Origin of the sequence: Paraburkholderia sp. GAS41 (assembly GCF_050436545.1) — a bacterium.
Classification (GTDB): Bacteria; Pseudomonadota; Gammaproteobacteria; order Burkholderiales; family Burkholderiaceae; genus Paraburkholderia.
In genome coordinates this window covers 300824-327595 of sequence record NZ_JBNDMK010000001.1, presented here as the reverse complement: position 1 = coordinate 327595, position 26772 = coordinate 300824, and the positions used below count along the sequence as shown (strand labels likewise).

At 64.9% G+C, this 26772-nt stretch carries 26 protein-coding genes; 15 read left to right on the top strand and 11 right to left on the bottom strand.

What is annotated here, in order from left to right:
- Positions 1 to 62: 62 nt before the first annotated feature.
- The 6 genes from fba to P3T43_RS01470 all read right to left on the bottom strand — a co-directional run bounded on the left by fba (position 63) and on the right by P3T43_RS01470 (position 6180).
- Entirely contained in the window at positions 63 to 1100 is a 1038-nt protein-coding gene (gene fba / locus P3T43_RS01495; protein WP_429279247.1) for a class II fructose-bisphosphate aldolase, read from the bottom strand.
- A 46-nt stretch (positions 1101 to 1146) separates the two neighbouring features.
- A complete protein-coding gene (locus tag P3T43_RS01490; RefSeq protein ID WP_429279246.1) occupies positions 1147 to 2019 on the bottom strand; it encodes a phosphoribulokinase in 873 nt (290 codons plus the stop codon).
- A gap of 19 nt (positions 2020 to 2038) precedes the next feature.
- Positions 2039 to 3136 carry a class 1 fructose-bisphosphatase gene (locus P3T43_RS01485; RefSeq protein WP_429279245.1) on the bottom strand — a complete coding sequence of 366 codons (1098 nt, stop codon included), beginning with the start codon at positions 3134 to 3136 and terminating at the stop codon, positions 2039 to 2041.
- 27 nt (positions 3137 to 3163) lie between these two features.
- The gene (gene cbbX, locus P3T43_RS01480; protein WP_429279244.1) at positions 3164 to 4123 is read right to left on the bottom strand and encodes a CbbX protein; all 960 of its coding nucleotides are present in this window, start codon (positions 4121 to 4123) and stop codon (positions 3164 to 3166) included.
- The gene (locus P3T43_RS01475) at positions 4120 to 4554 is read right to left on the bottom strand and encodes a ribulose bisphosphate carboxylase small subunit (protein WP_429279243.1); all 435 of its coding nucleotides are present in this window, start codon (positions 4552 to 4554) and stop codon (positions 4120 to 4122) included. Before P3T43_RS01475 ends, cbbX begins: the two co-directional genes overlap by 4 nt.
- Before the next feature lie 126 nt (positions 4555 to 4680).
- Positions 4681 to 6180, bottom strand: coding sequence for a ribulose-bisphosphate carboxylase large subunit (locus tag P3T43_RS01470; RefSeq protein WP_429279242.1), 1500 nt, complete (start codon positions 6178 to 6180; stop codon positions 4681 to 4683).
- A 450-nt stretch (positions 6181 to 6630) separates the two neighbouring features.
- On the opposite strand from P3T43_RS01470, the gene pqqA reads away from it, so the two are divergent.
- From pqqA to P3T43_RS01455, 3 genes are all read left to right on the top strand, one after another.
- Complete coding sequence (pqqA, locus tag P3T43_RS01465) at positions 6631 to 6735, top strand: pyrroloquinoline quinone precursor peptide PqqA (RefSeq protein ID WP_429279241.1); 105 nt, start codon at positions 6631 to 6633, stop codon at positions 6733 to 6735.
- A 99-nt stretch (positions 6736 to 6834) separates the two neighbouring features.
- The gene (locus tag P3T43_RS01460; protein ID WP_429279240.1) at positions 6835 to 7434 is read left to right on the top strand and encodes a DUF447 domain-containing protein; all 600 of its coding nucleotides are present in this window, start codon (positions 6835 to 6837) and stop codon (positions 7432 to 7434) included.
- Positions 7435 to 7461: 27 nt separating this feature from the next.
- Positions 7462 to 8205, top strand: a complete 744-nt coding sequence (locus P3T43_RS01455; RefSeq protein WP_429279239.1) for a (5-formylfuran-3-yl)methyl phosphate synthase — start codon at positions 7462 to 7464, stop codon at positions 8203 to 8205.
- 93 nt (positions 8206 to 8298) lie between these two features.
- On the opposite strand, the gene P3T43_RS01450 is transcribed toward P3T43_RS01455, so the two are convergent.
- From P3T43_RS01450 to P3T43_RS01440, 3 genes are all read right to left on the bottom strand, one after another.
- A complete protein-coding gene (locus P3T43_RS01450; RefSeq protein WP_429279238.1) occupies positions 8299 to 8889 on the bottom strand; it encodes an aspartate kinase in 591 nt (196 codons plus the stop codon).
- A 138-nt stretch (positions 8890 to 9027) separates the two neighbouring features.
- Positions 9028 to 10200 (bottom strand): hydantoinase/oxoprolinase family protein, encoded by a 1173-nt coding sequence (locus P3T43_RS01445; RefSeq protein WP_429279237.1) that lies wholly within the window; start codon positions 10198 to 10200, stop codon positions 9028 to 9030.
- On the bottom strand, positions 10197 to 11249 hold the full coding sequence (locus P3T43_RS01440; protein WP_429279236.1) for an ATP-grasp domain-containing protein: 1053 nt from the start codon (positions 11247 to 11249) through the stop codon (positions 10197 to 10199). Before P3T43_RS01440 ends, P3T43_RS01445 begins: the two co-directional genes overlap by 4 nt.
- A 14-nt stretch (positions 11250 to 11263) precedes the next feature.
- Between P3T43_RS01440 and P3T43_RS01435 the strand changes: the two genes are divergently transcribed.
- From P3T43_RS01435 to P3T43_RS01385, 11 genes are all read left to right on the top strand, one after another.
- Positions 11264 to 12079 carry a HisA/HisF-related TIM barrel protein gene (locus P3T43_RS01435; RefSeq protein WP_429279235.1) on the top strand — a complete coding sequence of 272 codons (816 nt, stop codon included), beginning with the start codon at positions 11264 to 11266 and terminating at the stop codon, positions 12077 to 12079.
- Between the two features lie 287 nt (positions 12080 to 12366).
- A complete protein-coding gene (locus tag P3T43_RS01430; protein WP_429279234.1) occupies positions 12367 to 13755 on the top strand; it encodes a formylmethanofuran dehydrogenase in 1389 nt (462 codons plus the stop codon).
- Complete coding sequence (locus P3T43_RS01425) at positions 13752 to 15452, top strand: formylmethanofuran dehydrogenase subunit A (protein ID WP_429279233.1); 1701 nt, start codon at positions 13752 to 13754, stop codon at positions 15450 to 15452. Before P3T43_RS01430 ends, P3T43_RS01425 begins: the two co-directional genes overlap by 4 nt.
- An 18-nt stretch (positions 15453 to 15470) precedes the next feature.
- On the top strand, positions 15471 to 16442 hold the full coding sequence (gene fhcD / locus P3T43_RS01420) for a formylmethanofuran--tetrahydromethanopterin N-formyltransferase (protein ID WP_429279232.1): 972 nt from the start codon (positions 15471 to 15473) through the stop codon (positions 16440 to 16442).
- Positions 16439 to 17284, top strand: a complete 846-nt coding sequence (locus P3T43_RS01415) for a formylmethanofuran dehydrogenase subunit C (RefSeq protein ID WP_429279231.1) — start codon at positions 16439 to 16441, stop codon at positions 17282 to 17284. Before fhcD ends, P3T43_RS01415 begins: the two co-directional genes overlap by 4 nt.
- Before the next feature lie 76 nt (positions 17285 to 17360).
- On the top strand, positions 17361 to 17927 hold the full coding sequence (locus P3T43_RS01410) for a cytochrome b (protein ID WP_429279230.1): 567 nt from the start codon (positions 17361 to 17363) through the stop codon (positions 17925 to 17927).
- 13 nt (positions 17928 to 17940) lie between these two features.
- Positions 17941 to 18861, top strand: a complete 921-nt coding sequence (pqqB, locus tag P3T43_RS01405) for a pyrroloquinoline quinone biosynthesis protein PqqB (RefSeq protein ID WP_429279229.1) — start codon at positions 17941 to 17943, stop codon at positions 18859 to 18861.
- Between the two features lie 50 nt (positions 18862 to 18911).
- Positions 18912 to 19664, top strand: a complete 753-nt coding sequence (pqqC, locus tag P3T43_RS01400; protein ID WP_429279228.1) for a pyrroloquinoline-quinone synthase PqqC — start codon at positions 18912 to 18914, stop codon at positions 19662 to 19664.
- A complete protein-coding gene (pqqD, locus tag P3T43_RS01395; protein ID WP_429279227.1) occupies positions 19661 to 19951 on the top strand; it encodes a pyrroloquinoline quinone biosynthesis peptide chaperone PqqD in 291 nt (96 codons plus the stop codon). Before pqqC ends, pqqD begins: the two co-directional genes overlap by 4 nt.
- Positions 19952 to 19955: 4 nt before the next feature.
- Positions 19956 to 21224 (top strand): pyrroloquinoline quinone biosynthesis protein PqqE, encoded by a 1269-nt coding sequence (pqqE, locus tag P3T43_RS01390; protein WP_429279226.1) that lies wholly within the window; start codon positions 19956 to 19958, stop codon positions 21222 to 21224.
- A 2-nt stretch (positions 21225 to 21226) separates the two neighbouring features.
- Complete coding sequence (locus P3T43_RS01385) at positions 21227 to 21889, top strand: response regulator (protein WP_429279225.1); 663 nt, start codon at positions 21227 to 21229, stop codon at positions 21887 to 21889.
- Here the strand turns inward: P3T43_RS01385 and P3T43_RS01380 are convergent.
- On the bottom strand, positions 21859 to 22878 hold the full coding sequence (locus P3T43_RS01380) for a histidine kinase (protein ID WP_429279224.1): 1020 nt from the start codon (positions 22876 to 22878) through the stop codon (positions 21859 to 21861). The two genes, P3T43_RS01385 and P3T43_RS01380, sit on opposite strands and share 31 nt — an antisense overlap.
- A gap of 229 nt (positions 22879 to 23107) precedes the next feature.
- On the opposite strand from P3T43_RS01380, the gene P3T43_RS01375 reads away from it, so the two are divergent.
- A complete protein-coding gene (locus P3T43_RS01375) occupies positions 23108 to 25477 on the top strand; it encodes a TonB-dependent receptor (protein ID WP_429279223.1) in 2370 nt (789 codons plus the stop codon).
- On the opposite strand, the gene P3T43_RS01370 is transcribed toward P3T43_RS01375, so the two are convergent.
- Positions 25474 to 26640 carry a beta-propeller fold lactonase family protein gene (locus tag P3T43_RS01370; RefSeq protein ID WP_429279222.1) on the bottom strand — a complete coding sequence of 389 codons (1167 nt, stop codon included), beginning with the start codon at positions 26638 to 26640 and terminating at the stop codon, positions 25474 to 25476. The genes P3T43_RS01375 and P3T43_RS01370 overlap by 4 nt on opposite strands.
- Positions 26641 to 26772: the final 132 nt, after the last annotated feature.

Below are 26772 nucleotides of genomic sequence, written 5' to 3'. Positions count from 1 at the left end.
CTGCGCAAGCCCCAACGCCCCCGGCCGTCTCCCTGCTAACACGTCAGGGGTCCGTTGCAAAACTAGTGATAACGCCGCGCCATCGCATCGAGCCGCAGCGGTTTGATGCGCGGCGCCTGCCCCGCACATCCGAATGCTTCGAAACGTTCGGCGCACAGCGCGCTTGCAGCCGCCGTCGCGGCCTTCAACGCGGCGCGCGGATCGAACTCAGTGCGCGCCGTCGCCAGTGATTTGCGCATCGCGCCGCTCATGGCGAGCCGGATGTCGGTGTCGATATTGATCTTGCGCACGCCGTGCGCAATGCCGCGCTGAATCTCTTCGACGGGGACGCCATAGGTGGTGGGAATCTCGCCGCCATAGGCGCGGATCACCGCGAGCCAGTCCTGCGGCACCGACGACGAGCCGTGCATGACGAGGTGCGTGTTCGGAATCCGCTCGTGAATCTCGACGATGCGGTCGATGGCGAGCGTCTCGCCCGTCGGCTCGCGGCTGAATTTATACGCGCCATGCGATGTGCCGATCGCAATCGCTAGCGCATCGACGCCGGTTGCTTCCACGAAAATCTGCGCCTCGCGCGGATCAGTCAGCAGATGCTCGCGCGAAAGCTGGCCCTGAGCGCCGACGCCGTCCTCCTCGCCCGCCGTGCCGGTTTCGAGCGAGCCAAGACAACCCAGCTCGCCTTCGACCGACACGCCCACCGCGTGCGCGGCCTCGACCACCCGGCGGCTCACCTCGACGTTGTACTCGTAGGCGGCGGGCGTCTTCTGGTCCGGCAGCAAGGAGCCATCCATCATCACCGACGTGAAGCCCGAACGGATCGCCTGCTGACACACGGCCGGGCTCGCGCCGTGATCCTGGTGCAGCACGAGGGGGATGTCCGGATGCGCCTCCAGCGCGGCCAGCACGAGATGGCGCAGATAAGGCTCTCCCGCATATTTGCGGGCGCCCGCCGACGCCTGCAGGATCACCGGGCTCGCGGTGGCCTCGGCGGCCTGCATGATCGCCTGGATCTGCTCCATATTGTTGACGTTGAATGCCGGCACGCCGTAGCCATATTCGGCCGCGTGATCCAATAGTTGCCGCAGTGCTATGAAGGCCATCGCAATCTCCCTGGTGTGAAATCAGCTTGCCGTGAGACGCGCCGCGTCACGCGCGCGAGCGCCGGTCGATCAGTTGCAGGATCATCGGCGTGAAAATCAGCTGCATCGCGAGGCCCATCTTGCCGCCGGGCACGACGATCACGTTCGGCCGCGACATGAACGAGTCGTGCAGCATCGTCAGCAGATACTGGAAGTCGATCCCCTTCGGTCGCGCGAAACGGATCACGACGAAGCTCTCGTCCGGCTGCGGAATCTCGCGGGCGGTAAACGGATTCGACGTGTCCACGGTCGGTACGCGCTGGAAGTTCACGTGTGTGCGCGAGAACTGCGGGCAGATATAGTTGACATAGTCAGGCATGCGCCGCAGGATCGTATCCACCACGGCCTCGTGCGAGTAACCGCGCAGGTTCTGGTCGCGATGCAGCTTCTGGATCCATTCGAGATTGATGATCGGCACGACGCCGATCAGCAGATCCGCATGTCGCGCGATGTCGATGGTATCGGTCACCGCCGCGCCGTGCAGGCCTTCATAGAACATCAGATCGGTGCTGGGCGTCACCTCTTCCCATGGCGTGAAAGTTCCGGCGTCCTGTTGATAGAGCCGCGTTTCGGCCTCGTCGTGCACATAGTGGCGCAGCCGCCCCGTGCCGCTTTCCGCATAACATGCGAACAGTGCCTCGAGTTCTTCGAGCAGATTCGCCTGTGGCCCGAAATGGCTGAAGTTCGCGCTGCCGTCCCGCTCATGCTGTTTCATGGCTTCGCGCATGCCGTTGCGGTCATAGCGGTGAAAAGCGTCGCCTTCGACGATCTGCGCGTGGATCTTTTCGCGCCGGAAAATATGGGTAAAACTTTTCATCACAGTCGTGGTGCCGGCGCCGCTCGAACCGGTCACCGCGATGATCGGATATTTGACTGACATGCGCTTGTCTCCGGTGGGTCTAGGCCGTGAAACCCGGCAGGAACAGCGAGCGCCGGCTAAAGAGCGGTGAGCTGAAGGGTCGATCCTCGCCGCGGTCGTATTCGCCGTGGTAGCGCGCAATGCGCTCCACCTCGTTCTTCGAGCCGAGAATCACCGGCACGCGGCCATGCAGCGTGCGCGGCACGACGTCGAGAAGGCGCTCGCGTCCGGTGCTCGACAGGCCGCCCGCCTGTTCGATCAGAAAGCTCATTGGACTGGCTTCGTATAACAGCCGCAAGCGCCCTTCCATAGCCGGTATTTTCGAATCGCGCGGGTACATGAAGACGCCACCGCGCATCAGGATGCGATGCACCTCGGCGACCATCGAAGCGATCCAGCGCATATTGAAGTCGCTGGACCGGCAACCGCTGCGTCCGTCCTTGCACTCCTGTACGTAGCGGCGCACCGGCGGTTCCCAGAAACGTTCGTTCGATGCGTTGATGGCGAACTCGACCGTGTCAACGGGAATGCGAATGTTCGAATGCGTAAGCACGAAGTTGCCGATGTCGCGTTCCAGCGTAAAGCCATGCGTGCCGTTGCCGACCGAAAGCACGAGCATGGTGGACGGGCCGTAGACCGCGTAGCCCGCTGCGACCTGTTCGTGCCCCGGCCGCAGAAACGCGGACTCGCTGTCTGGCGCCGCTGAATCCGCCTGGTCAGGATTGCGCAGCACCGAAAAGATCGACCCCACCACGCCGTTGATGTCGATATTCGACGAACCGTCGAGCGGATCGAAGGCGAGCAGAAAATCGCCACGTGGATAGCCTGGCGGAATCGGGTAGACCGCCTCCATTTCCTCGGACACCATCGCCGCGAGCAGTCCGTCCCATTCGCACTGCTGCACGAAAATCTCGTTGGTCGCGACATCGAGCTTTTTCTGTTCCTCGCCGTGCGTGTTGACGCTCTGCGCGCTGCCGTAGTGGCCGCCTAGCGCGCCCTTGGTGAGCATCGCGGAGATCGACTTGATCGCCGCGGCTACATTGATCAGCAGCGCCGACAGGCCGGCGTTTTGCGCGCCAGGCTGGCGGTCGAGCGTGTCGATCAGGAACTTCGAGAGGGTCGTACGTCCGTCTTGCATGGCGATCTCCTGAGGAATGCTTGTCGTCTAGCCTGGTGGCGCCGGCGCGGCGCACGGTGCCGGTGCGCATGCAATTGTTCCGTCGCCGGCCGCCAGCGCTTCGGCAAACACGCGGCTCGCCCGAATGTCGGCGGCGTCGATCAGCGTGAGCGCGCCGGCGTCGATCGGCGCGCCGCCCTGCATCGCCGTGGCGAACAGGCGATTGGCCTGGCGCAGCCGCGAGCGGTCGAGCGCATTGCGCACCGAGCGTGCGTTGGCGAAATTCGGTCTCCGGGTGCGCAGCGCGAGATAGTCGGCGAAAGCGCGCCGCGAGTCGGCGTCGAAGCGGTAGTGCAGCATCGTGAGCATGCGTTCGGCGATGTCGAGCAGTTCCGTGTCCTCGTAGTCGGGGAACGTGATGTGGTGCGCAATGCGCGAACGAAAACCCGGATTGCTCTCGAAGAACACTTCCATGCGCGCCGCGTAGCCGGCCAGAATCACGACCAGATCGTCGCGCTGGTTTTCCATTGTCTGCAGCAGGATTTCGATGGCCTCCTGACCGTAATCGCGTTCGTTTTCAGGGCGATACAGGTAATACGCTTCGTCGATGAACAGCACGCCACCCATGGCGCGCTTCAACACCTCGCGCGTTTTTGGCGCGGTATGGCCGATGTACTGGCCGACCAGATCGTCACGCGTCACCGAAACCAGATGATTGCGGCGAATGTAGCCAAGCCGGTGCAGCACTTCGGCCATGCGTAGCGCGACCGTGGTCTTGCCAGTGCCGGGATTGCCGGAAAAACACATATGCAGGGTCGGCGCACCGCCGGCGAGACCAAGCGAAGCGCGTGCCCGCTCCACCAGAAGATGCGCCGCCACCTCGCGAATGCGGGTCTTCACCGGGGCGAGCCCGACCAGATCGCGGTCGAGTTCGGCGAGGACGTCGCCGATGCCCGAGTCGCGATAGAGCGCGGCGAGATCGACGTGGGGTGTCTGCGCGCAGTTCATGTCTGGCGCGCCGGTGTGTATCGCTCGCCCGCCGGCCGGTCACCCGCGTAGCCCGACAAGCCGTAACGTTGCACCCGTCCGGGCCCATCCGCGCGCGTGAGACGGAAACCCGGTTCGCCGTCCGGACGATTGACGATGAACGACAGCCGCATCGTCTCGAAGCCGCGCACCGAGTCGAATGCGTTGATCTTGATGTAGTGCTGCGGGCGCGCCGCGCGGCATGCCTTCACTTCCTGCAATACGCCGGCTGCATCGTGCAGATCGAACATCGGCAGTCCCCACATGTCCCAATAGGTGTTACGCGGATGCGGGTCGTCGGTGAATTCGACCGAACAGGCCCAGCCCTGGCGCAACGCGTAGTCGATCTGCAAGCCGATCTCCTCGTCGCTCAGTTCCGGCAAGAAGGAAAATGTGCCCTGTGTAATTCGCATGACTAACCTCGTCGATGAATGCCGTGTGCGGAAACGGCGCCAACGGTTTATCGTGCAGTGCGGCTGCACTGCCAGCGGTCCTGCCTTGAGCCTCCCTGAATGCGTGTTGCCGACAACCGCCGCGCTTCAGGCCGCAGTCGGCGTGGCGGCGAAATCCGGCGTGTCGGTCGATGCGTAGTTGAACGTCACATCCCGCCACGTATCGAGCGCCTGCTTGAGCGGCGTGCACCAGCGCGCCGCGGCTTCGAGAATGTCCGGCCCCTCATGCACGATGTCGCGGCCCTCGTTGCGCGCTTTCACCATCGCTTCGAGCGCGACGCGATTGGCCACGGCACCCGCCTGAATGCCGGCGGGATGGCCAATGGTGCCGCCGCCGAACTGCAGGATCGCGTCGTCGCCGAACAGATCGAGCAGTTGGTGCATCTGCCCCGCGTGAATGCCGCCCGAGGCCACCGGCATCACCTTGCGCAAACCCGCCCACGGCTGGTCGAAGAAAATCCCGCGTGACAGATCGACCGCGTTGTGCGCTTCGCGGCACACGTTGTAATAGCCCTGCACCGCCAGCGGATCGCCTTCGAGCTTGCCGACCGCGGTGCCCGCATGCGCATGATCGACGCCCGCCATACGCAGCCACTTCGCGATGACGCGAAACGAAATGCCGTGATTGCGCTGCCGCGTGTACGTGCTGTGCCCGGCGCGGTGCAGATGCAGGATCATGTCGTTTCTGCGGGCCCAGCGCGCCATCGACTGAATCGCGGTCCAGCCGATCACCAGATCGATCATCACGATGCATGAACCCAACTGTTTGGCGAATTCGGCGCGCTCGTACATCTCTTCCATGGTGCCGGCCGTCACATTCAGGTAATGGCCTTTGACTTCACCCGTCTCCGCCTGCGAACGGTGCACCGCTTCCATCGCAAACAGGAAACGGTCGCGCCAGTGCATGAAGGCCTGCGAGTTGATGTTTTCGTCGTCCTTCAGAAAGTCGAGACCGCCGCGCAGCCCTTCATAAACGACGCGGCCGTAGTTCTTGCCCGACAAACCCAGTTTCGGCTTGACCGTCGCGCCGAGCAGCGGCCGTCCGTATTTGTCGAGCCGTTCGCGTTCGACGACGATGCCGGTCGGCGGTCCCTGGAAGGTCTTCAGATAGGCAACCGGTATACGCATGTCTTCAAGACGCAGCGCCTTGAGCGGTTTAAAGCCGAACACATTGCCGATGATCGAGGCGGTCAGATTGGCGATCGACCCCTCTTCGAACAGATCGAGTTCATAGGCGATATACGCGAAATACTGCGGCTCGCCGGCGCTCGCGGAAGGCACCGGATCGACGCGGTAGGCCTTGGCCCGGTACATGTCGCACGCGGTGAGCCGGTCGGTCCATACCACGGTCCAGGTGGCGGTCGACGATTCGCCGGCCACGGCTGCCGCCGCTTCCTCCGGATCGACGCCGGGTTGCGGCGTGATGCGAAAGAGCGCAATGATGTCCGTGTCTTTCGGCGTGTAATCCGGCTGCCAGTAGCCCATCTCGCGATACTTCATGACGCCCGCGGCGTACCGTTCGCGAGGTTTCTGCGCGTCGCGCGGCGTGTGCAGGGAATCAATCACCGGTTGACTGAAATCGTTCATGACATATCCTCGAAGGTGAACAGGTGCGCTGCCGGAACCACGAAGCGCTTGTTTGCGCTGCCTGTTTGCACTGTAGGCAGGAACGCAGTCACTGAGAATTCACGATTTAATTTGGCAGACTTAACCGATCCGTTATCGATGGCGGACTGCGAAGCGATTTTTCAACCCATGCGCGATCGATCGGCGCAGAATGATCTGCACGGGCATGGCAGGCACCGTGACAGGAGGACAGCAATCATCTTCCGGTGATGGAACACTTTGCTGCATTCCCGGAACACTGCGCAGCACGAGCGCCGTGTGCCGCGCAAGGTGCCCGCGCGGGTGCAATTCGGCAAACGCTGTATTGCTGGGCGGCAAACCATGGCATGCCGCGTCGCCGATCACCCGGCATGGAGCTTGCGTAGTATCGAATGCCAATGAAGTCCGGCATCACGCCGGGCCGACGGCGCAATGCTGTACCCACTCATGGAGGAAACACCTATGCAATGGACAACTCCGAGCTACACCGATATCCGTCTAGGCTACGAAGTCACGATGTATATCGCTACGCGTTAAGCCCGCTCGGGCCGCGCCACGCGGCCCGCCTGCGGATCGATATGAATTCCTAGCTAACCGGCCGGCTTTTCGGCGCTGCCAGAACACGCGGTCCCATCCATGATCCACGAAACGATCGTCACCACGGCAGCGGGCGATGGCCGTCCTCATATCGCGCCAATGGGCGCCCGTTACGAGGGTGACTTCGTCATCCTCTCGCCTTTTCGCCCCTCGGTCACGCTCGACAATATCGTCGCGTCACGTGTGGCGGTGCTGAACTTCACCACGGATGTGCGGATCTACGCCGGCTGTGTCACGCATTGCGCGACCTCCTGGCCCACGCTCGCCGCCAGCCGTGTGGCGGGCATCAGGCTTGCCGAATCGCTCGCGCACACCGAGCTCGAACTCGACGAACTGTGCGACGACCGCGAACGTCCAGTACTCCGCATGAAATGCGTGCATCGGGAAAACCATGCGCCGTTCACCGGTTTCAACCGCGCCCAGGCTGCGGTGGTGGAAGGCGCGATTCTCGTCAGCCGGCTCTTCATGCTGCCGGCCGATAAGGTGGACCGCGAAATGGCCTACCTGCAGATCGCGATCGACAAAACCGCCGGCGAGGCCGAACGCACCGCCTGGGAGTGGCTCACCGCCGCAATCGCGCGACACCGCGCGAGCCTTGAAGCGTCGGGCGGTTCGGCCGCCCAACTCGTCGCCCACTAGTTCGTCCTGTTCTTTCGGAGAATATCGATGACCGCATTGCTCGCGAGCGTCCGCTCGGACGCCGAAGCATTGGACGCCGCCCATGCCGGCGCCGAACTGATCGATCTCAAGGAGCCGAACGCGGGCGCGCTCGGCGGCTTGTCGATCGGCGACATCCGGCATATCGTCCGCCAGTTGCGAGCCCGTTATCCGGTCAAGCCGATTAGCGCGACGATCGGCGACGTGCCGGCGGACGCGCTCGACGAAATCGCCACGCGTGTCATCGAGGTCAGCGACGCGGGCATCGATTACGTCAAGGTGGGGGTGGCGCCCGGTCCGTCCGCGCGGCGCTGCCTGGAACTACTGGCCAATCTGCCCGCGGCGGTCGTGCCGGTGCTGTTGTGCGACGGCGGCATGGACGGCGAACTGGTTGCTTCCGCGGCCACGCTCGGCTTCGTGGGCGTGATGTTCGACACCGCCGGCAAAGACGGCAGCACGCTTTTCGATCACGTGGATAGCGCTTCGCTCGCGCAATGGCTGCGGCTCACACAGGAGCGTGGCGCCATGAGCGGCATCGCCGGGTCGCTCGGCTGGGCGCAGTTCCAGCAGATCCGTGCGCTCGCGCCGGACGTCGCCGGATTTCGCACCGCCTTGTGCGTCGACGGACGGCGCTCGCGACTCGATCCGCAACGCGTCGCGCAATGGGCCACCGCACTGCACCGTCCGGCGGGCGACCTTGGCGGCACATTGACTGCGGCGGAGTTCGGCGCTGCGGACACGACACGTCTGTAAAGCGCTCACGCACGCTGTTGCATTTCGACACGCCTGTGGCGAAATGCAACACTGCAACACCCCATCCCCCCATCACCGTCATGCTCAGGACGGCTACGCCACCGGCATGTTCAGGAGCCGGTCGCGCATCAACGCCACATGGTCCTTGGTGAACATCTCCACCACGTAATTGGCTTCGTTCACATAGTCGACGAATCGGCGGTCGACCACACCGGTTGCGGCCAGCGTTTCGAGCCGCTCGTTCTCTGCGATTACGCACGATTTCACCACGATCAGGCGCTCGGCGTTGAGCATGGTCGAAAGCCAGGCGGCGAGGCTGTCGGAGGTGGTGTCCCAGTTGCTCATCGCGTCCGGTGTGTCGCGCATCAACGATGTCGGCACCCACACCGCCACGCGGCCGTCGCGCAGCGCGCGGCGGATCTTCGCCTCGCTCGATGCGAGCACGAGTTCCGGCAGGATCCCCTGCATGAGAATCGCGTATTGCGTCATGGCAAGCAGACACATGTTGTGCGCGGCGAGATCGTCGAAACGCCACTCGCTCTGGTATTGCCGTACCTTGTCCGCGAAATCGCCGCCACCCGGCACGATGACGACGCGCCCGCCCCCCACTTCGCATAGCTCGGTGAGCCACTGGCGCAGCATCGGATCGTGACTCAGGCTGCCCCCGATCTTGACCACCCACATGATCGTCGTCCTCGTTTCCGCGCGTTTCCGCTCGTTTCCCCGTTTTCCTCTACATACTCAGGCCGGTGGAGCCACTCAAGCCACTCAAGCCACGCGTGCCACTCAAGCCAGTGAAGCCGCGCACGCCGCCTGCGCCACTCAAGCCACTGAAGCCGCGCATGCCGCCTGCGCCACTGTGCTGTGGAAACCATCGCCGGCTGCGCCAACTTGAGTCGCTGCCAGCAACGCCACCGCGACACTTGGCGCGCACGTGGCGGCCCAGTCAGAACAGTTCGCCGGCACGCCTGTGAGCGTGCCGAAATCGATGTAGCCGCGTGCCGCCTCACCCACCTCACCCGCCTCCATACGCACCAGCGCCGCCGCGAGAAAGCGCCCACAACCGGCGCCCACCGCCGGCGCGGCGGCAAGCTCCGGGTGACCCGCCATCACGCGCGCCAGATTGACGCCAATCTCATGCAACTGCAGTTCGCGCCAGCGTAGCGCGAACCCGCGCCATTCGCTTGAATCCGCCTCATACGCATCGCGGCCGATCATCCGCGCGAGCCGCGTGCGACTAGCGGCTTCGGTCTTCGGTCCCTGATCGGCGCTCGGATGCAGGTCGTAGTGCGGCGCCAGCTCGCCCGTCAGGCGGTAGATGTCCGCTGTGGTCGCAAACCATTCGTTCATCACGTTGACGGCCGTCCCCGCGAATTCGATGCGCTGCGCGAGCGCGCACAGCGGCGTGCGCACCACACCCTGGTACACGAGTTCGCCGGTGGCGAGCCGCCCGGCATCCGTTGCGGCACACGCGACGACCCGACCGCCGGCGATCGGAATGATGTCGGTAGTGGTACTGCCGATATCGATCAGGAGTGCATTGGGAACGCGTGATGCGATCCAGCACGCGGTCGCCAGCCAGTTCGCCGAGGCGACGCTGCGCCAGCCGTCCGCGCAGGCCTGCGGCGTGAACCAGCCGGCGTCGCCCGCATAGAAACGCAGCCGCGGACCGAGCCGTTGCGCCAGCGCCGTAGCGATGGCCCGCACGCCCTGCGCGCGGTCTTCGAACAGGTCGACCATCTCGCCGGTCATCGTCACCGCATGCAGCGCGGCGTCCGTCTTCGCCTCCGGCCAGCGCGCGAAGACGAGGTCGATAGTTTGCTCGAGATGATCGAGGCCCTGCCACAGCGGACACGCCCACTGCGCGACATCGAGCACCGTGCCGGCGGTATCGGCCATCGACACCTTTACATGCGCGCCGCCCACGTCCCAGCCGAATATCGTGGCGCGATCCGCCACGGTGGCGCTCGCACGGGTCACGTGCCTGGCGCTCATGACTGCGCTCCGCATGCCGACGCCGCGCCAGAGCGACGTGCTGGCGAGCCGGATCCGCCCAGACGTACCCCGTGAGCCGCGAGCAGCGTGCGCGCGAGATTGCCGCCGGGCGCCCCCGACAGCCCCGCATACGCCACCGTCAGCCGCGGATTGACCTCGATCACGATCGGGCCGCGTGACGGATGCCAGACCACGTCGATGCCGACAAAGCCGCGCAGGCCCGGCAGCGCCTGCGCGACGCGCTGCGCGAGCGCGCCGAGCAGGCGCCCCTGCTCGCTAGCCAGTGCGATCTGGTTGACCGTCACGCCATCGAATTCGACGATGTGCGGCTGCCGCGCCGACGCGTCGCCTTCGCTCAGGCTGATTTGCTGCCGGTTGATACTGATGAGTTCCACGCCTTCTTCGCGGCAGATCAGCGAAAGGCTGAGCGGCTCGCCTTCGACCCACGCCTGCAGCACCGGATTGCGCGCGGCGGCCGCGCGCGCCTCGTATTCGGCACAGGCGTCGGCGAAATGGTCGAATACGAAGGTATCGAGACCGCCCGCGCCGTCGTCCGGTTTCACGACCCATCGACCGTGCGCTTGCGCGGACAGCTGGCCCGGTTCGACCGCCGGCGTGGTGGCAATGCCGTGCGCCATCAGGCACGCCGCGCTCGCGCTCTTGCTCGACGTCACACGGATCGCTTCTTTCGAGCAGCCGAGCCAGCGCGCCGCGCCCACCGCGTCGTAAAGATGCAGCAGCAAACCGTCGCATTCCGGCGCGATGATCCATGCGTAATCGTGCTCGCGAGCCGCGCGCGCGACAAAGGCGGTCATCGACTCGCCTTGGGCGGCCCTACAATGCACCTGCGACGCAGCGACGGTTTCAAAACGCGAACTCGCGAAGCTCACGGCCACGCCGTCGATTTCACGCAGGTCGCTCACCAGCGCGTCGCGCATCACCCGGCCTTCGACGATCAGCGCGCTCAGATCGGCGAGACTGCCCGCGCCGGCATGGGCCGGGTCGATGCCGCCGCCAGTGAGATACTCGAAGACAAAGATCTTGGTCAAAGGAACGCGCCCCCATGCAGGTGATACCGGTTCTCGATCTGCTCGACGGCCACGTGGTACGCGCAGTGCGCGGCGAACGGAAGGCTTATCAGCCGATCCGCTCGCCGCTTGCCGCCACCAGCGAGCCGCTTCACATCGCCCGTGCGCTGCTTGCTGCAAGCGGCGCACGCACGCTCTATATCGCCGACCTCGGCGCGATCCTCCAGCAAGACGCTCATGTCGAGACGCTCGCCGTATTGCGTGCCGCCCTGCCCGGCACTGACATCTGGCTCGACGCGGGCTATACGGACTACGCGTCGATGCAGGCGCTGTTCGAATCTATCGACGCTGCCACCCGCCGCAAGCGTCTCGCTTCTCATGAGCCTGGGACCCTCGTGCCGGTGTTCGGCACCGAATCGCTGCACGACATCGACGCACTGCGCGCCGCCGAAGCCGCTGGGTATTCGCCCATCCTTTCGCTCGACCACCGCGCCGGCCAGCTGATCGCCGCGACATCCGCGGTGGCTGACGCGGTGACGTCTGCGTTGACGTCTGCGTTGACATCATCAATCGCCCTTGCCGCGCACACCAACGCCGGGTGGCCAGCCAGAGTGATCGCGATGACGCTCGATCAGGTAGGCAGCTACGACGGCCCCGACCTCCTCACCTTCGAACGCATCCGCGCCCATGCGCCTGCACATACCGCCGTGATCGGCGCGGGCGGCATTCGCCATCGCGAGGACATGGAGGCGGCGGCGCACACCGGCGCGTCAGCATGGCTCGTGGCGTCCGCGCTACATGATCGCCGCATCGGCCAGCCATTCGTCACGCCATTCGTCCCCTCGGCCTAGGCGTGCCATACAACTTTCATGCCAATCGCCGGCGAAGCCGTAGCTGCAAGCAAGCGGCAAGCTAATGTGGTCGTTCGTGACACTCTGCTCCAGATTGACACACAACCTGTGCGGCGCAGCGCGGCATGCGCGCTACGCCGCCGGTACATTGCATGCAATGCAGCGCGCGGGTCACGCCTGCATCCAGCCTTTTAAGCGCAGGGCCACATAAGCCGCGCGCGATACATCGCACGCCTGATTACCGCGTCCGGGTTCCAATCGGCATGGAGCTTGCTGAAGATGCGGCCATGCACCTCTCGTCCATCGATCCATCGTTCACGACCTCACCGCCCCCGGGCCACCTTCCTGCCTCGTCGATCACGCGCGACTGGACCTGCCCGTTCTGCCCGCTGTTGTGCGACGACCTCGTGATCGAGTCGCATGACGACGGCACGCTCGCAGTGCCGGATACCGACTGTCCGCGGCTCGCGCAAGCGCTCGCCTGCTATGGCAGCGCGGATGCACAGAGCCGCTGTAGCGTCGACGGTCAGGACTCGGATCTCGATACCGCCCTCGCTGGCGCGGTGCGCATCCTGTCGTCGGCACGCCGTCCGTTGTTCGGCGCGCTCGCCACCGATGTGGGCGGTGCCCGCGCGCTGTATACATTGGCCGCAGGCTGCGGCGCCATCCTCGATCACTGGCACGGCGACGCGCTGAGCGCGGCCACGCTCGCCTTGCAGGATCGCGGATCGTTCTTCACCACTCTTTCCGAAGTCCGCGCGCGCGCGGACCTGCTGGTGTTTTTCGGCTGCCGGCCGTCGCAGTGTTATCCGCGCTTCTTCACGCGCGCGCTGGCCGGCACGGACCTGCAACGCGAGCTGGTGTTCGTCGGCTGCACGCCCGACCCTGCTGCGAGCGGCGTCCCGAATGCGCAGATTGAAGCGATTCTTCCGGACACCGATCCATTCGACACGCTCGCGCTCTGGTCCGCGCTTTGCGAAGGACGCGAGGCTGGCGCATTACCCGACAACGGCAGCGGCGCTCCCGCCGCACTCGCCCGCCTGCAGGCCCGTATCGCCGCCGCGCGCTACACCGTCGTGGTGTACGAGCCGGCCGCGTTGCCCGCGCCACACGCAGCACTCCTGATTGAAGCCTTGAACCGGATCGTCAAGGCCGCCAACCGCACCGTCCGCGCAGGCTGCCTCGCGCTGGGCGGCGATGACGGCGCCCTGAGCGTCAACCAGACCGTGACCTGGCTCTCGGGCCTGCCGCTGCGCACGCGTGTCTCGATGCCCTCGCGAAGCGCCGGCAGCGCGCCGCTCGACTACGACCCGTCCCGCTATCGCACCAGTCGCCTGCTCGCCGAGGGTGAGATCGATGCGCTGCTGTGGGTTGCCAGCTTCGCGCCGCCGGTCTGGCCGCAAACGCCCGGCGCAACCGTGCCGATGATCGTGCTAGGTCATCCAGCGCTCGCCGAAGCCGCGAAAGCGCGCGGCGCCGGCACCGTCTTCATTCCTGTGGCGACGCCTGGAATCGATGGGACGGGTCATCTGTTTCGCGTCGACGGCCCGGTCGTGCTGCCGCTCGCCGCCGCACGCAGCGCCGGGCTGCCCTCCGTGGCGACGATCGCCGCGCGCCTCTCGGAGCACTTGGCCGCGCAGCGGGCTGGCCAGCCCGCCGCGCAGGGGCAGCCATGAGTCTCATCCGGCTCAAGGGCGGCACGATCTTCGACCCGGCCAACGGCTTCGACGGCGAACGCCGCGATCTGGCGATCCGTGACGGCCGCATCGTCGACGAGCCCGCCACCACGCCAGCCGAGCGCGAATACGACGCCACCGGCATGATCGTGATGGCGGGCGGCATCGACATGCACTCGCATATTGGCGGCGGCAAGAGCAATCTTGCGCGCCTGCTGCTTCCCGAGGACCATCGTGACGATCCCGTGCGCGACCCCGCCTACGAAGCGGTGCGGGACGCCAACGGCCGTTACCTGAGGCTGCCGTCGTGTGGCGTCTGCACGCCCGGCACGCTGGCGACCGGTTATCGCTACGCCGAAATGGGCTACACAGCCGCCTTCGAACCGGCCATGATGCCGTCCAACGCGCGCCACACGCACCTCGAAATGGGCGACACGCCGATCATCGATCACGGTGCGTACGTCATGCTCGGCAACGACGAACTGTTCCTGCAGATGCTCGCGGCCCGCGACGATTTCGAGCGTCTGCGCGACTACATCGGCTGGACGATCCACGCCAGCAAGGCACTCGGCGTGAAGGTGGTGAACCCGGGCGGCATCTCCGCGTTCAAGTTCAACCAACGCTCGCTGAACGTCGACGAGCCGCATGTGCATTACGGCATCACGCCGCGCGAAGTCCTGCACACGCTGTCGCGCGCGTTGACCGAACTGCGCGTCCCGCATCCACTGCACGTTCATGCCAGCAATCTCGGCGTACCCGGCAACATCGCTTCGACCATCGCCACCATGGATGCCGCCGACGGCTTGCCGATCCATCTCACGCATATCCAGTTTCATAGCTACGGCACCGAGGGTCCGCAGAAGTTTTCGTCAGGCGCACGTCAGATCGCGGCTGCGGTGAACGCGCGGCCGAACGTCTCGATCGACGTCGGCCAGATCATCTTCGGACAGACCGTGACGGCCTCGGGCGACACCATGATGCAGTTCCGCAACGCACCGCTCGGGCGGCCGCACAAATGGGTCGCAGGCGATATTGAATGCGATGCGGGCTGCGGCGTGGTGCCGTTCCGCTATCGTGAGCAGAGCTATGTGAATGCGCTGCAGTGGATCATTGGTCTCGAGATCTTCCTGCTGGTGGACGACCCGTGGCGCGTCGCGCTGACAACCGATCATCCGAATGGCGGCCCGTTCACCAGCTATCCGCATCTGATCCGTCTGCTGATGGACAAGGCGTTTCGCGACGAGCAGCTCGCGAAGCTCAACGCCGACGCCCAGGTGGCGAGCACGCTAGCGCAACTGACGCGCGAATTCTCGCTGTACGAGATCGCCATCGTCACGCGGGCCGGACCGGCCCGTCTGCTGGGCCTGCGCGACCGCGGCCATCTCGCGGCCGGCGCGGCGGCGGATATTGCCGTCTACCGGGACGATCCAGACCGCGAACGGATGTTCACGTCGCCCGCCTACGTCTTCAAGGACGGCGAACTGGTCGCCCGCGACGGCACCCTCGTCGCCACGCCCACGGGCGGTATCCATTTCGTCTCGCCGGACTTCGACCGTGGCATCGAGAAGACCCTGCGCGCCCACAGCGACGCCAGCCTCGCGAGCAACTTCGCGCATGCCGCCATCAGCGACGACGAGGTGTGCCACTGCTGTCGCGGCGGGCGGCTGCTACCCGTCGAATGTCTTGCCAACGGCTAACGACAGCACCCACCCACGATGAGCGACCCGGCGACCCTGCAGATCAACGGCACGACGATCGACGCCACCTTCGCGGAAGCGTTTCCGATGAAGGCGACCCGGCTCGTCATCACCGCCCACACGCCGGTGTGGGCCATGCATGCCGCCGTCTCGCTGACAGGCTTCGCCACGTCGGTGATCGGCTGCGGCTGCGAGGCCGGCGTCGAACGCACGCTGACGGGCGGGGAAACGCCGGATGGCCGGCCTGGCGTCGCGGTGCTACTGTTTGCAGTGTCATCGAAGGAATTGGCCAAACAGATCGAACGGCGCGTCGGCCAATGCGTGCTCACGTGCCCGACGAGCGCCGTGTACGGCGGCATCGATCCGGCCACGAGCCGCGCCCCGCTTTCCGATTGGGCGCCGCTTGGCAGCGGACTGCGTTTCTTCGGCGACGGCTGGCAGATCTCGAAGATGCTCGGCGACACGCGTTACTGGCGCATCCCGGTGATGGACGGCGAGTTCGTCAGCGCAGAGACCGCGCTGACCGTCAAAGCGGTGGGCGGCGGCAACCTGATCCTGCTGGCGCGCGATATCGACGCCGCGCTCGCCGCCGCCGAAGCCGCGGTCGCGGCGATGCGCAAGCTGCCGAACGTGGTCATGCCGTTTCCGGGCGGCATCGTGCGCTCGGGATCGAAGGTCGGCTCGAAATACAAGGGGCTGAGCGCGTCCACCAACGATGCGTTTTGCCCGACCCTCACGGGTCTCTCCGCGCACAGCGAACTGAGCCCGGAGGTGGGATGTGTGCTCGAAATCGTGATCGACGGGCTGACCGACGCCGATGTCGGCGCGGCGATGAGCGCGGGAATGGCCGCAGCCACCGGCCTCGGACGGCCCGCGGGCCTGCTGCGGATTTCCGCGGGCAATTACGGCGGCAAGCTGGGGCCTTACCACTTCCATCTGCATAGCCTCGCGGCGGCCGCCGCTGCGGGCCTCGACGGGAGCCGCGCATGAGTCTTCGCATCACGCTGAGCGCCACCACGCCCCCCGGTTTTCGCGTCGACGCCTCGGCCTTGTTGCCCGCGTCGCTGGCGGCGATGAGCCACGCGGAAATCGAGCGCATCGTCCTGCCTGCCGGCAATGACACGTGCAGGGTGGGCGATCTGTTCGACGTCTCACGCCGTGAAGACGCCGCTGGGTCTGCAGCGCCGCACGACGACGCCACGCTGGTGATCGAACACGCCGCCCCCTGGCTCGACCGCGTCGGCGCGCGCATGACGCAAGGCCACCTCGTGGTGCATGGCTCGACCGGCGATTACAGCGGCTTCCAGATGGCCGGCGGCGTGCTGGACATCGACGGCAACGCGGGGCACGGCACCGCCTGCGAAATGCGCGGCGGCCGCCTCACGGTGCACGGTCACAGCGGCGATTTCGCCGCCGGCGCGCAGGCCGGCAACATGGAAGGCATGAGTGGCGGCACGCTGACGATTCACGGCAATACGGGCGCACGGCTCGCCGATCGCATGCGCCGCGGCCTCGTGCTGGTCGGCGGCAACGCGGGCGATTTTGCCGCGTCGCGGCTCGTGGCCGGCACCATTGGCATCGCCGGACAACTGGGCGCGCATTATGCATACGGTATGCGGCGCGGCACCCTCCTGCTGACCCGCCGGCCCATGCAGTTGCCGCCGACATTCACCGAAGGCGGTCGCGGTTTCGATGTGTTCTGGGCGCTCCTCGTGCGCAGTCTGGCCGGCGAGATCGCCCCCTTTTCGCAATGGCGCACGGCGAGTCTGCCGGCGCGCTATGCGGGCGATCTCGCAGTCGACGGGCGAGGCGAAATACTGCTCGTTAACTAGTCGACGCAAGGGCAACCCGCAGCATATGAAGTCAAACCGTGTTCAACAGAAACATCGGATAACGAAGGAGACAGGGATGACGATGGCGCATTCTCCCCCCGCCCAGCCGGGCGCCGGCGCAGCCGTTTCGCGCTATCCCGGCTCGATGATCGCGCTGCATTGGCTGATTGCGCTTGGCATCATCGGCCTGCTCGCACTCGGACTGTATATGGTCGGGCTGCCAAAGGGTTTGCCGCTCAAGGCGACGCTGCTCAACCTTCACAAGTCAGTCGGACTGACGGTTTTCCTGCTGGTGCTTCTGCGCATCATGGCGCGTGTGGCCCTCCACCGGCCACCCTTGCCGCCGATGCGAGCGTGGCAACGCGCCGCCGCGCGCACTACGCAGGGCCTTTTATATGTCGCAATGGTCGCGATGCCGCTGTGCGGGTATCTCGGTTCGTCGTTCAACCGCTTTGGAACACGCTTCTGGGGATTGCCGCTGCCGCAATGGGGATGGGACGATGCAGGCTTGCGCAAACTCTTCTTCGGCCTGCACACGGCAATCGCCTATGCGCTGATCGTCCTGATCGCACTGCACGTCGCGGGCGCGCTCAAGCATCAATGGATCGATCGCGACAATCTGCTCGCGAGGATGTTGCCATGACGGGGCGCGCCACATGAAGATCAAGGTACTCGGCTCCTCGGCGGGCGGCGGCTTCCCGCAATGGAATTGCAATTGCCGCAATTGCGACGGCGTGCGGCGCGGTACGTTGAAGGCGACGCGTCGCACGCAGTCGTCGATCGCGGTGAGTGCGAACGGCGAGGACTGGCTGCTCGTCAATGCGTCACCCGATCTGCTGGCGCAGATCGCCGCCCACCCCGAACTGCAGCCGGCCCGCCGCGTGCGCGATAGCGGGATTGCCGCGGTGCTGGTGATGGACGCGCAGATCGACCACGTCACCGGTCTCTTGATGCTGCGCGAACGCGACACGCCGTTGCCGCTCTATGCAACCGATGCGGTTTGGCAGGACCTGTGCAGCGGTTTTCCGGTCGCGCCGATCCTCTCGCACTACTGCGGCGTGGAGCATCGCCGGATCGCGCTCGACGGCGCGCCGCTCGTCGTGGCCGCGCTTAACGGCGTGCAGATCGAGGCGCTGCCGCTGTCCAGCAAGGCGCCCCCCTACTCGCCACATCGGCATGCGCCCGAGCGTGGCGACAACATCGGACTGGTCTTCACGAACCTGCAGACCGGCAAGCGCGTGTTCTACGCGCCGGGACTCGGCGAGATCGAGCCGCACGTGCTTGCCGCGATGCACGCGGCGGATCTGCTGCTGGTCGACGGCACGGTGTGGACCGGCGACGAAATGATCCGTCTCGGACTTTCGAAGAAAACCGCTGCCGATATGGGTCATCTTGAACAATCCGGCCCGGGCGGCATGATCGCCGTGCTGGACTCCATCGAGGCACGCCACGTCCGCAAGGTGCTGATTCACATCAACAACACCAATCCGATTCTCGTCGAGGATGGTCCGGAGCGCCGCATCCTGACCGAGCACGGGATCGAGGTGGCGTACGACGGCATGACGTTTGAGCTGTAGCGTAAGGCTGCAGTCTGAAGCGCACTGATAAAGCGTAAAACGGAGAGGGCATGAACGCAAAAGACATCTCGGGCACGGCGTCGCTGCAAGATGCACAGACGGGCGGCGGTGACGGCCGGTCCGCCTGGACCCGTGAGGAGTTCGAAGCACGCCTGCGCGCGAGGGGCACGGCGTACCACATTCATCATCCCTTCAACGTGAAGATGAATAGCGGCGGCTGCTCGCGCGAGCAGATTCGCGGCTGGGTCGCCAATCGCTTCTACTACCAGATCAATATTCCGTTGAAGGATGCAGCCGTGCTGTCGAACTGCCCGGATCGCGAAACGCGCCGCCGCTGGGTGCTGCGCATTCTCGACCATGACGGCTATGGCGACGAGGACGGCGGCATCGAAACATGGGCGCGCCTTGGCGACGCCGTCGGTTTGTCGCGTGACGACTTGTGGTCGTTGAAGCAGGTGACGCCCGGCGTGCGTTTCGCGGTCGACGCCTACGTGAATTTCGCGCGCCGCGCGCCGTGGCAGGAATCGGTCTGCTCTTCGCTCACCGAAATGTTCGCACCGCAGGTGCATCGCGACCGGCTCGCGAGCTGGCCCGAGCACTATCCGTGGATCGAATCTGCCGGCCTTGCCTATTTCCGCTCGCGCATTACGCTTGCGCAGCGCGACGTGCAGCACGGCCTCGAAGTCACGCTCAACCATTTCACGCGGCGCGAACAGCAGGAACGCGCGCTGGAGATTCTGCAATTCAAGCTCGACATCCTGTGGACCATGCTCGATTCGATCGAAAAGGCCTTCCCGCAATGAACGATCTGCCACGCGCCGGCGGCGCCACGCCCACCGCCGATTGTCCGACGATCAGCAAGCTGTTTCGCCTGCAGTGGGAGCCCGCCCAGAATGCTCACGTGCTGCTCTATCCCGAAGGGATGGTGAAGCTCAATCAGAGTGCCGGGGAAATTCTCAAGCGTTGCGACGGCACACGCGACATGAACGCACTGATTGCCGACCTGGAGCAGGCCTTCAACACCATCGGGCTCGGTCCCGAAGTGCGGGCGTTCGTTGCCGACGCGCAGTCGCGCGGCTGGCTGGAGTAGCGCCATGACGGATCTTTCGCAACCTGCCGCGGCGGCGCAAGTACAAGCGCAAGCTCAAGCGGCACCGGACGGGATCGCGCTGCCGCTCTGGTTCCTGGCAGAACTGACTTACCGCTGTCCGCTGCACTGCGCGTTCTGCTACAACCCGATCGACTACACCGACCACAGCCGTGAACTCACGACGGACCAGTGGCTCAACGTGCTGCGTGAGGCCCGCGCACTCGGCGCCGCGCAACTCGGGTTTTCAGGCGGCGAACCGCTCGTGCGCGACGATCTGGAAGTGCTGGTCGGCGAGGCTCGCAAGCTCGGTTTCTATACGAATCTGATCACCTCGGGCGTAGGCCTCACCGACAAGCGTCTCGCCGACCTGAAAGCTGCCGGCCTCGACCATATCCAGTTGTCGTTTCAGGATTCGACCCAACAGTTGAACGACTTTCTCAGCAGCACCCGCACCTTCGATCTGAAACGACGCGTGGCCGCTTCGATCAAACAGCACGGCTTCCCGATGGTGTTGAACTGCGTGCTGCATCGCTACAACCTACCGCACGTCGACAAGATCATCGAAATGGCGCTGGCAATGGGCGCCGAGTACCTGGAACTCGCCAACACGCAGTACTACGGCTGGGCGCATCAGAACGAAGCGCAACTGATGCCCACGCGCGAACAACTCGAAGAAGCTGAAGCGGTGGTCGAACGATACCGCCGCACGCATGGCGCTCGTTGCAAGATTTTCTTCGTCGTGCCGGACTACTTTGAACGGCGCCCGAAGCGCTGCATGAACGGCTGGGGCGCGGTGTTTCTCGGCGTCGCCCCGGACGGCGCGGCCCTGCCCTGTCATGCCGCGCGCAGCCTGCCGGGTCTGGTGCTGCCGAACGTGAAAGACACCTCCTTGCGCGAGATCTGGTACGAGAGCGACGCGTTCAACCGCTTTCGCGGCCTCGCCTGGATGAAGGAGCCTTGCCGCAGTTGCGACGAAAAGGAACATGACCTCGGCGGCTGTCGCTGCCAGGCTTATATGCTGACGGGCGACCCAGCCAATGCCGACCCGGTCTGCGACAAATCGCCATCGCACGAGACCGTCGTGAGCGTGGTGAATCTGGCACGGCACGCGGCCGCTACCGAGCTGCCGCATGAGCAGCCGATCCTGTTTCGCAACGACGCCAACTCGAAGCGGCTTGCGTCTGCAGCGGCGCGCGGCAAGCCAGCAGGTATGACGGATGACGAAACAAGCGATGCATCGAGCGGCCACCATCACGGCCGCACAGGAGGCTGACCATGGCAGCGGGAGACATCTGCGTACTGCTCGTCGACGACCATGCGGTGGTGCGGGAAGGCTACCGGCGCCTGCTTGAACTGAACGCCGACGTGCATGTCTGCGGCGAGGCGGCCGATGCCGCGCAGGCCTATCAACGTTTTTGCACGCTGCGGCCGGACGTGGTGGTGATGGACGTCTCGTTGCCGGGTGCGAGCGGCATCGAAGCGATGCGGCGTATGCTCGCGCGTGAGCCCGATGCGCGCGTGCTGATCTTCAGCGTGCACGAAGATGCGATTTTCGTGCGCCGCGCTCTCGATGCCGGCGCGCTCGGCTATGTCACGAAAGCCAGCGCACCCGACGTGCTGGTGGAAGCGGTGCGCACCATCGCGCGGCGTGCGGGTTATCTGAGTCCCGATATTTCGCAGGCGCTGGCGCTACGCAACACGTTCAGCGATGGACCGCCCGGACGGCAACTGTCGGCGCGCGAATTCGAGGTGCTGCGTCTGCTGGTGCAGGGTTATACGCTGCCGAGCATCGCCGAGAAACTGGGACTCAGCCAGAAGACCGTGGCCAATCATCAGTCCGTGATCCGGCAGAAATTCGGCGCCGACAACGGCGTGCAACTCGCCCAGATGGCGAACCGCCTCGGGCTTCAGTTCACGGGTTCAGCCAGTCCTGCGTGAGCCGGCACCCGCGCGCAAAACAGAAAACCGCCTTCTGGTTTGCTCGCCACGTGAAACTCGCCGCCGAGCGCCTCGACGCGCTCGCGCATGCCGATCAGGCCCAGTCCGCCGCGCGGCTTTTCCAGATCGGCGCCGGGGCCGTCGTCGGCCATGGTGACGACGATTTCGTCGATGAGCCGGCCGTCCTGGCGATCCTGGCGCTCTTGCGCCTCGCGCGGGGCACGCACCATGAAGACCTCGACCCGCGAGGCGCGGGCGAACTTCGAGACATTGGTCAGCCCTTCCTGCACGAGCCGGTAAAGCGTGATGGTCAGCGCGTCGCTCAGATTCGCGAAATCCCCGTCGATGGTCAGTGAAAACGATGCCTCCGGCAGCCGCTCGCGCCAGCTGTCGACGCAATGCTCGAGCGCGCTCGGCAGTCCGAATTCATCGAGCCCGATGGGACGCAGGCGCCGGATCATGCCGCCGATCTGCCGATAGACGTGGCTCGCACTCTGCATCAGACCGAGCGAGACGCGATGCACCTCCGGTTCGCGTTCGCTGGACAGATCGCGGATGCGCGCGGCGTCGAGCGAGATGGCGTTCAGGTATTGGCCTAGTTCATCGTGCAGTTCGCGCGCCAGGTGGCGACGCTCGATTTCCTGCGCCTGCAACGCCTGATTCGCGAGGCGCCGGTTGTCGGCGAGCAGGCGTTCGGCCTGTTCCTCCAGCACGCAGCGGCGGCTCAGCTCGCGGCGTGTCTCGCGATAGCGGCGCCATGCGAACCAAGTGAGGCAGATGGAGAGCACGCATAGCGTGCCCGGCAATTCGTCGAGCTGGAAGCGCTCGAGGCCGCGCGTCCAGTGATAGGCATGCTCGCTGAAATCGAAGCGCACGCTCAGCACGGCGGCGAGCACCGTCAGCGCGAGCACCCACGCGAGGTCGCGCCGCACCGTCGAATGTGGTGCAACGGGTCGCGCTGAAGAAGGGTTCGAGAGGTCGCTTGCCATGACGCTTGCCATTGCCTTTGCATCCATCACGTTTGCATTCTACTCAGGCCGTTCGCACACGGCGATTTATTGCGGCGCGTTTGGGAACGATTCCCCGCGAGATCGGGAAAAGCTCCCGTGCTTCGCGCGGCCGCGTATGCGAAGCTTTACACACAGAAAGAAAACGCTACGCACGCCGAACCGCGGCTGCGTGATCGAAGATAGCGTCAATCCGGCCGGAGACAAAACCATGAACGTGCTTTCCTGCACCCGCCGCACAGGTCGTACCCCCCGCTTGCCGGATTTACCCCGTTTCCGTCGGCGTGCCGGCCTCACGCTCTGCTTTAGCGGCGCGCTCGCGAGCCTTTCCGTCACGGCATGGGCGCAGGCCGAAACCGCTGCGCCTACCGTGGCAGCATCGTCCCCCGCGGCGGCCAGCACGAGCCCGGACGCCCCCGCCGTGCAGCTCGCGCCGATCGTCATAGTCGGCACCACGCCGCTGCTCGGCATCGGCACGCCGTTGTCGCAGGTGCCGGCCAACGTACAGACGGTGCGCGCGCAAGACATCGAACAGCAACACCGCAGCACGCTGGTCGATTACTTCGCAAAGAATCTGCCGAGCGTCGATATCTCCGATGCCCAGGGCAACCCCTATCAGATCAACATCAACTATCGCGGCTTTACTGCTTCGCCGCTGCTCGGCACGCCGCAGGGCCTGTCCGTGTTCGTCGACGGTGTGCGCGTGAACGAACCGTTCGGCGACGTCGTCAACTGGGATCTGTTTCCGCAGCAGGCGATCGACACGATCCAGCTGATTCCGGGTTCCAATCCGACCTATGGCCTCAACACGCTCGGCGGCGCGATTGCGATTACGACGAAGAACGGCAAGACCGATCCCGGCGGCGAAGCCGAGGTGACGGCCGGCTCATGGGGGCGCAAGACGGCCCAGATCGAACAGGGCGGCACGGTTGGCCAGAATCTGGACTACTACTTCACCGCCGACGCCCAGAACGACGACGGCTGGGCCGAGCGCAATCCGAGCCGGATCCGCCAGGCGTTCGGCAAGCTACGCTACACCGACGCCGATACCACGGTGTCCTTCTCCGCAGGCGGCGCGGACAACGACCTGCAAGGCACACAAACCATTCCACGCTCGTTCCTCAGCAATCCGAAGCAACCCTATACCTTCCCCGACCAGAACGAAAACAGCGTCGGTTACGCGACGCTGTCCGGCGATCACTTCTTCAACGACCATGTCGAACTGAGCGGCAACGTCTACTACCGGCAGTTCCTCAACACCAACATCAGCAGCAACAACAATACGGATTTTGGGTCGCTGAATCCGGATGGCAGCGTCGATACGCTCCAGGCCACCAACGCGAAATCGACCGTTTCGACCGACAGCTACGGCGCCAGCCTGCAACTGACGTTACTCGGCCAGTTTGGCGGCATGCAAAACCAGTTCGTCGCGGGCGTGGCCGCCGACCTCGCCAACTCGCACTACACGGAATCCGAGCAGGACGCGCTTTTCACGCCCACACGGGCGACGATCGGCGAAGGCGGATTCTCGCAGCAGACCAATGCCCGTACCCACGACGGCAACTATGGCGTGTATTTCACCGACACCCTGGCGATCACCAAACAGTGGTCGTTGACGGTGTCGGGCCGCTACAACTGGGCCGTGGCGGATATCGGCGACGAAAGCGGCCAGCAACCGGAACTCGACGGTCACGATACCTTTTCGCGCTTCAATCCGGCTGTGGGCATCAACTGGAATCCGACCAAAAACTTTACGGCCTACGCGACGTATAACGAAGGCATGCGCACCCCGACCGCGATCGAGCTGACCTGCGCCGATCCGGCCGCGCCCTGCTCGCTGCCGAACGATTTCGTCGCGGACCCGGCGCTGCAACCGGTGATCTCGAAGACCTTCGAAATCGGTGCACGCGGGCACCTCGGCAACGCCACCACGTGGAGCGCCGCGGCCTACAGCACGAACCTCGACAACGATATCGAGTTCATCAGCAGTGCGACGAGCACCCAGGGCTATTTCCAGAACGTCGGCCAGACCCGCCGTCAGGGTGTCGAACTGGCCGGGCATAGCCAGCTCGGCCCGGTGGGGGTGACCGCGAGCTACAGCTACGTCGACGCCACTTACCGCTCGACCTGGACCGAGAGCAGTTCTAGCAATTCGAGCGCCGACGCCAACGGCAACATCACCGTCAAACCGGGCGACCATATCCCCGGCATCCCCGCGACCACCGTCAAACTGCGGCTCGACTACACGCCGTTTTCGAAGTGGAACATCGGCACCAACCTGACCTGGCGCGGCGGCATCTATGCACAGGGCGACGAGAACAACCAGGATGTCAACGGCAAGATTTCCGGCTATTTCCTGATCGATCTGGACAGCTCATTCCAGGTGACGAAGCAGTTGCAGGTCTTCGCGACCATTTCGAATCTACTCAACAAGCAGTACGAAAGCTTCGGTGTACTCGGCGAGAACTTCTTCAATGGACCGAACCATACCTTCGACGGCACGAACCCGACCAACGAACAGTTCGTCGGACCGGGTGCGCCGCGAGGTTTCTACGTGGGCCTGCGCTACGCCTGGGACTAGGGCGATTCGATCGAGCCGTCGCTCGGTGGATAGGTGACGATGCCCCACGCGAGCGGCAGTTCACCGATCTGCTTGAGCGGCTGATAGCTCTGCGCGTCGAGCACGAAGACCGCATCCGAGCGCCCGCATGCCACCAGCAGCTTCGTGCCGTCCGGCGTGAAGCTGAAGTGCCAGCAACGCTGTCCGACCGGCACGTCGGCGATATGCTCGTAGCTGTGCCCGTCGAACACCTGCACCGTCTTGTCGCGCGCCGCGGCGACGAAAAGCCGCTTGCCACCCGGCCCGAACGCGACGCCGTACGGACCGAGCTTCGTGTCGACGGTCTTGAGGATTTCGAACGTGTGCGCATCGACCGCCACGAACTTGCTGAGCGATTCGAGCGTGACGATATACACCTTGCCGTCCGGCGACAGGCGGATGCCGCGCGGCCGCCCGCCCGCCGCGAGCTTCACGGTTCTGACCGGCGTGCCCGTGCGGGCCTGATAGACCGAGATCGTATCGTCGCCCTCGTTGGTGACGAGCATCAGCTTGCCGTCGTGCGAAAATTCGATGCCTTCGGTTTCATGGCCGCTCGTGACCGAACGGATCACCTGCCACGTCTTCATATCGACAATCGCGATTTCGGCGGGCGGCTTGTTGGCGTCATCGTCGTCAGCGCCCGGTTTGCCATTGCCTGCGTTGGCCCCGCTCGCCGCGGGCGGCCCGCCGTCCTCGCCCGGCTCGTAAGTCACGTATGCGTAGCCGTTGTGGACGCGCACGAACTCGGGGTTCTTGCCAATCTTCACACGCTGCACGACTTCACCCGAAGCCGTGTCGATCACGGACATATCGCCGGTATTCTTGTTGGCCACCAGCAGGCGGCTGCCGTCCTTGTTCAGACTCAGGCCACGCGGGCCGTCCGCGCCGTCCGCGAACGTCTTCGTCAGGGACATCTGGTCCAGATCGATCACGCCGACGCCGGCCTTCTCGCTCGTCACGTAGGCCGTTGGCGCGGCGGCCCAGACCGGGCTCGCAGCGAGCGCGAGCGCGGTGGCGGCGAGCGTGGTGACGGTGGTGGCGACTGACGTGCTAACTGAGCTGGCAACTGAGGTAGTCACTGTGGGGATGACAGCGAAAGCGCGGGACCGCATGGGTGTCGTGAAACGAAACCGTGTCTCCAGCATGGTTGAACTCCATAGTGAAATCGCTGTGCCGCGAAAACTCGCGTCATCCAAGCAAAGTAGTCCATTGGGGGACGGTTTGACAACGGACATCGGGCGGGAGATTTTCCCGAATTGACGCGGCGGAGTCGACAG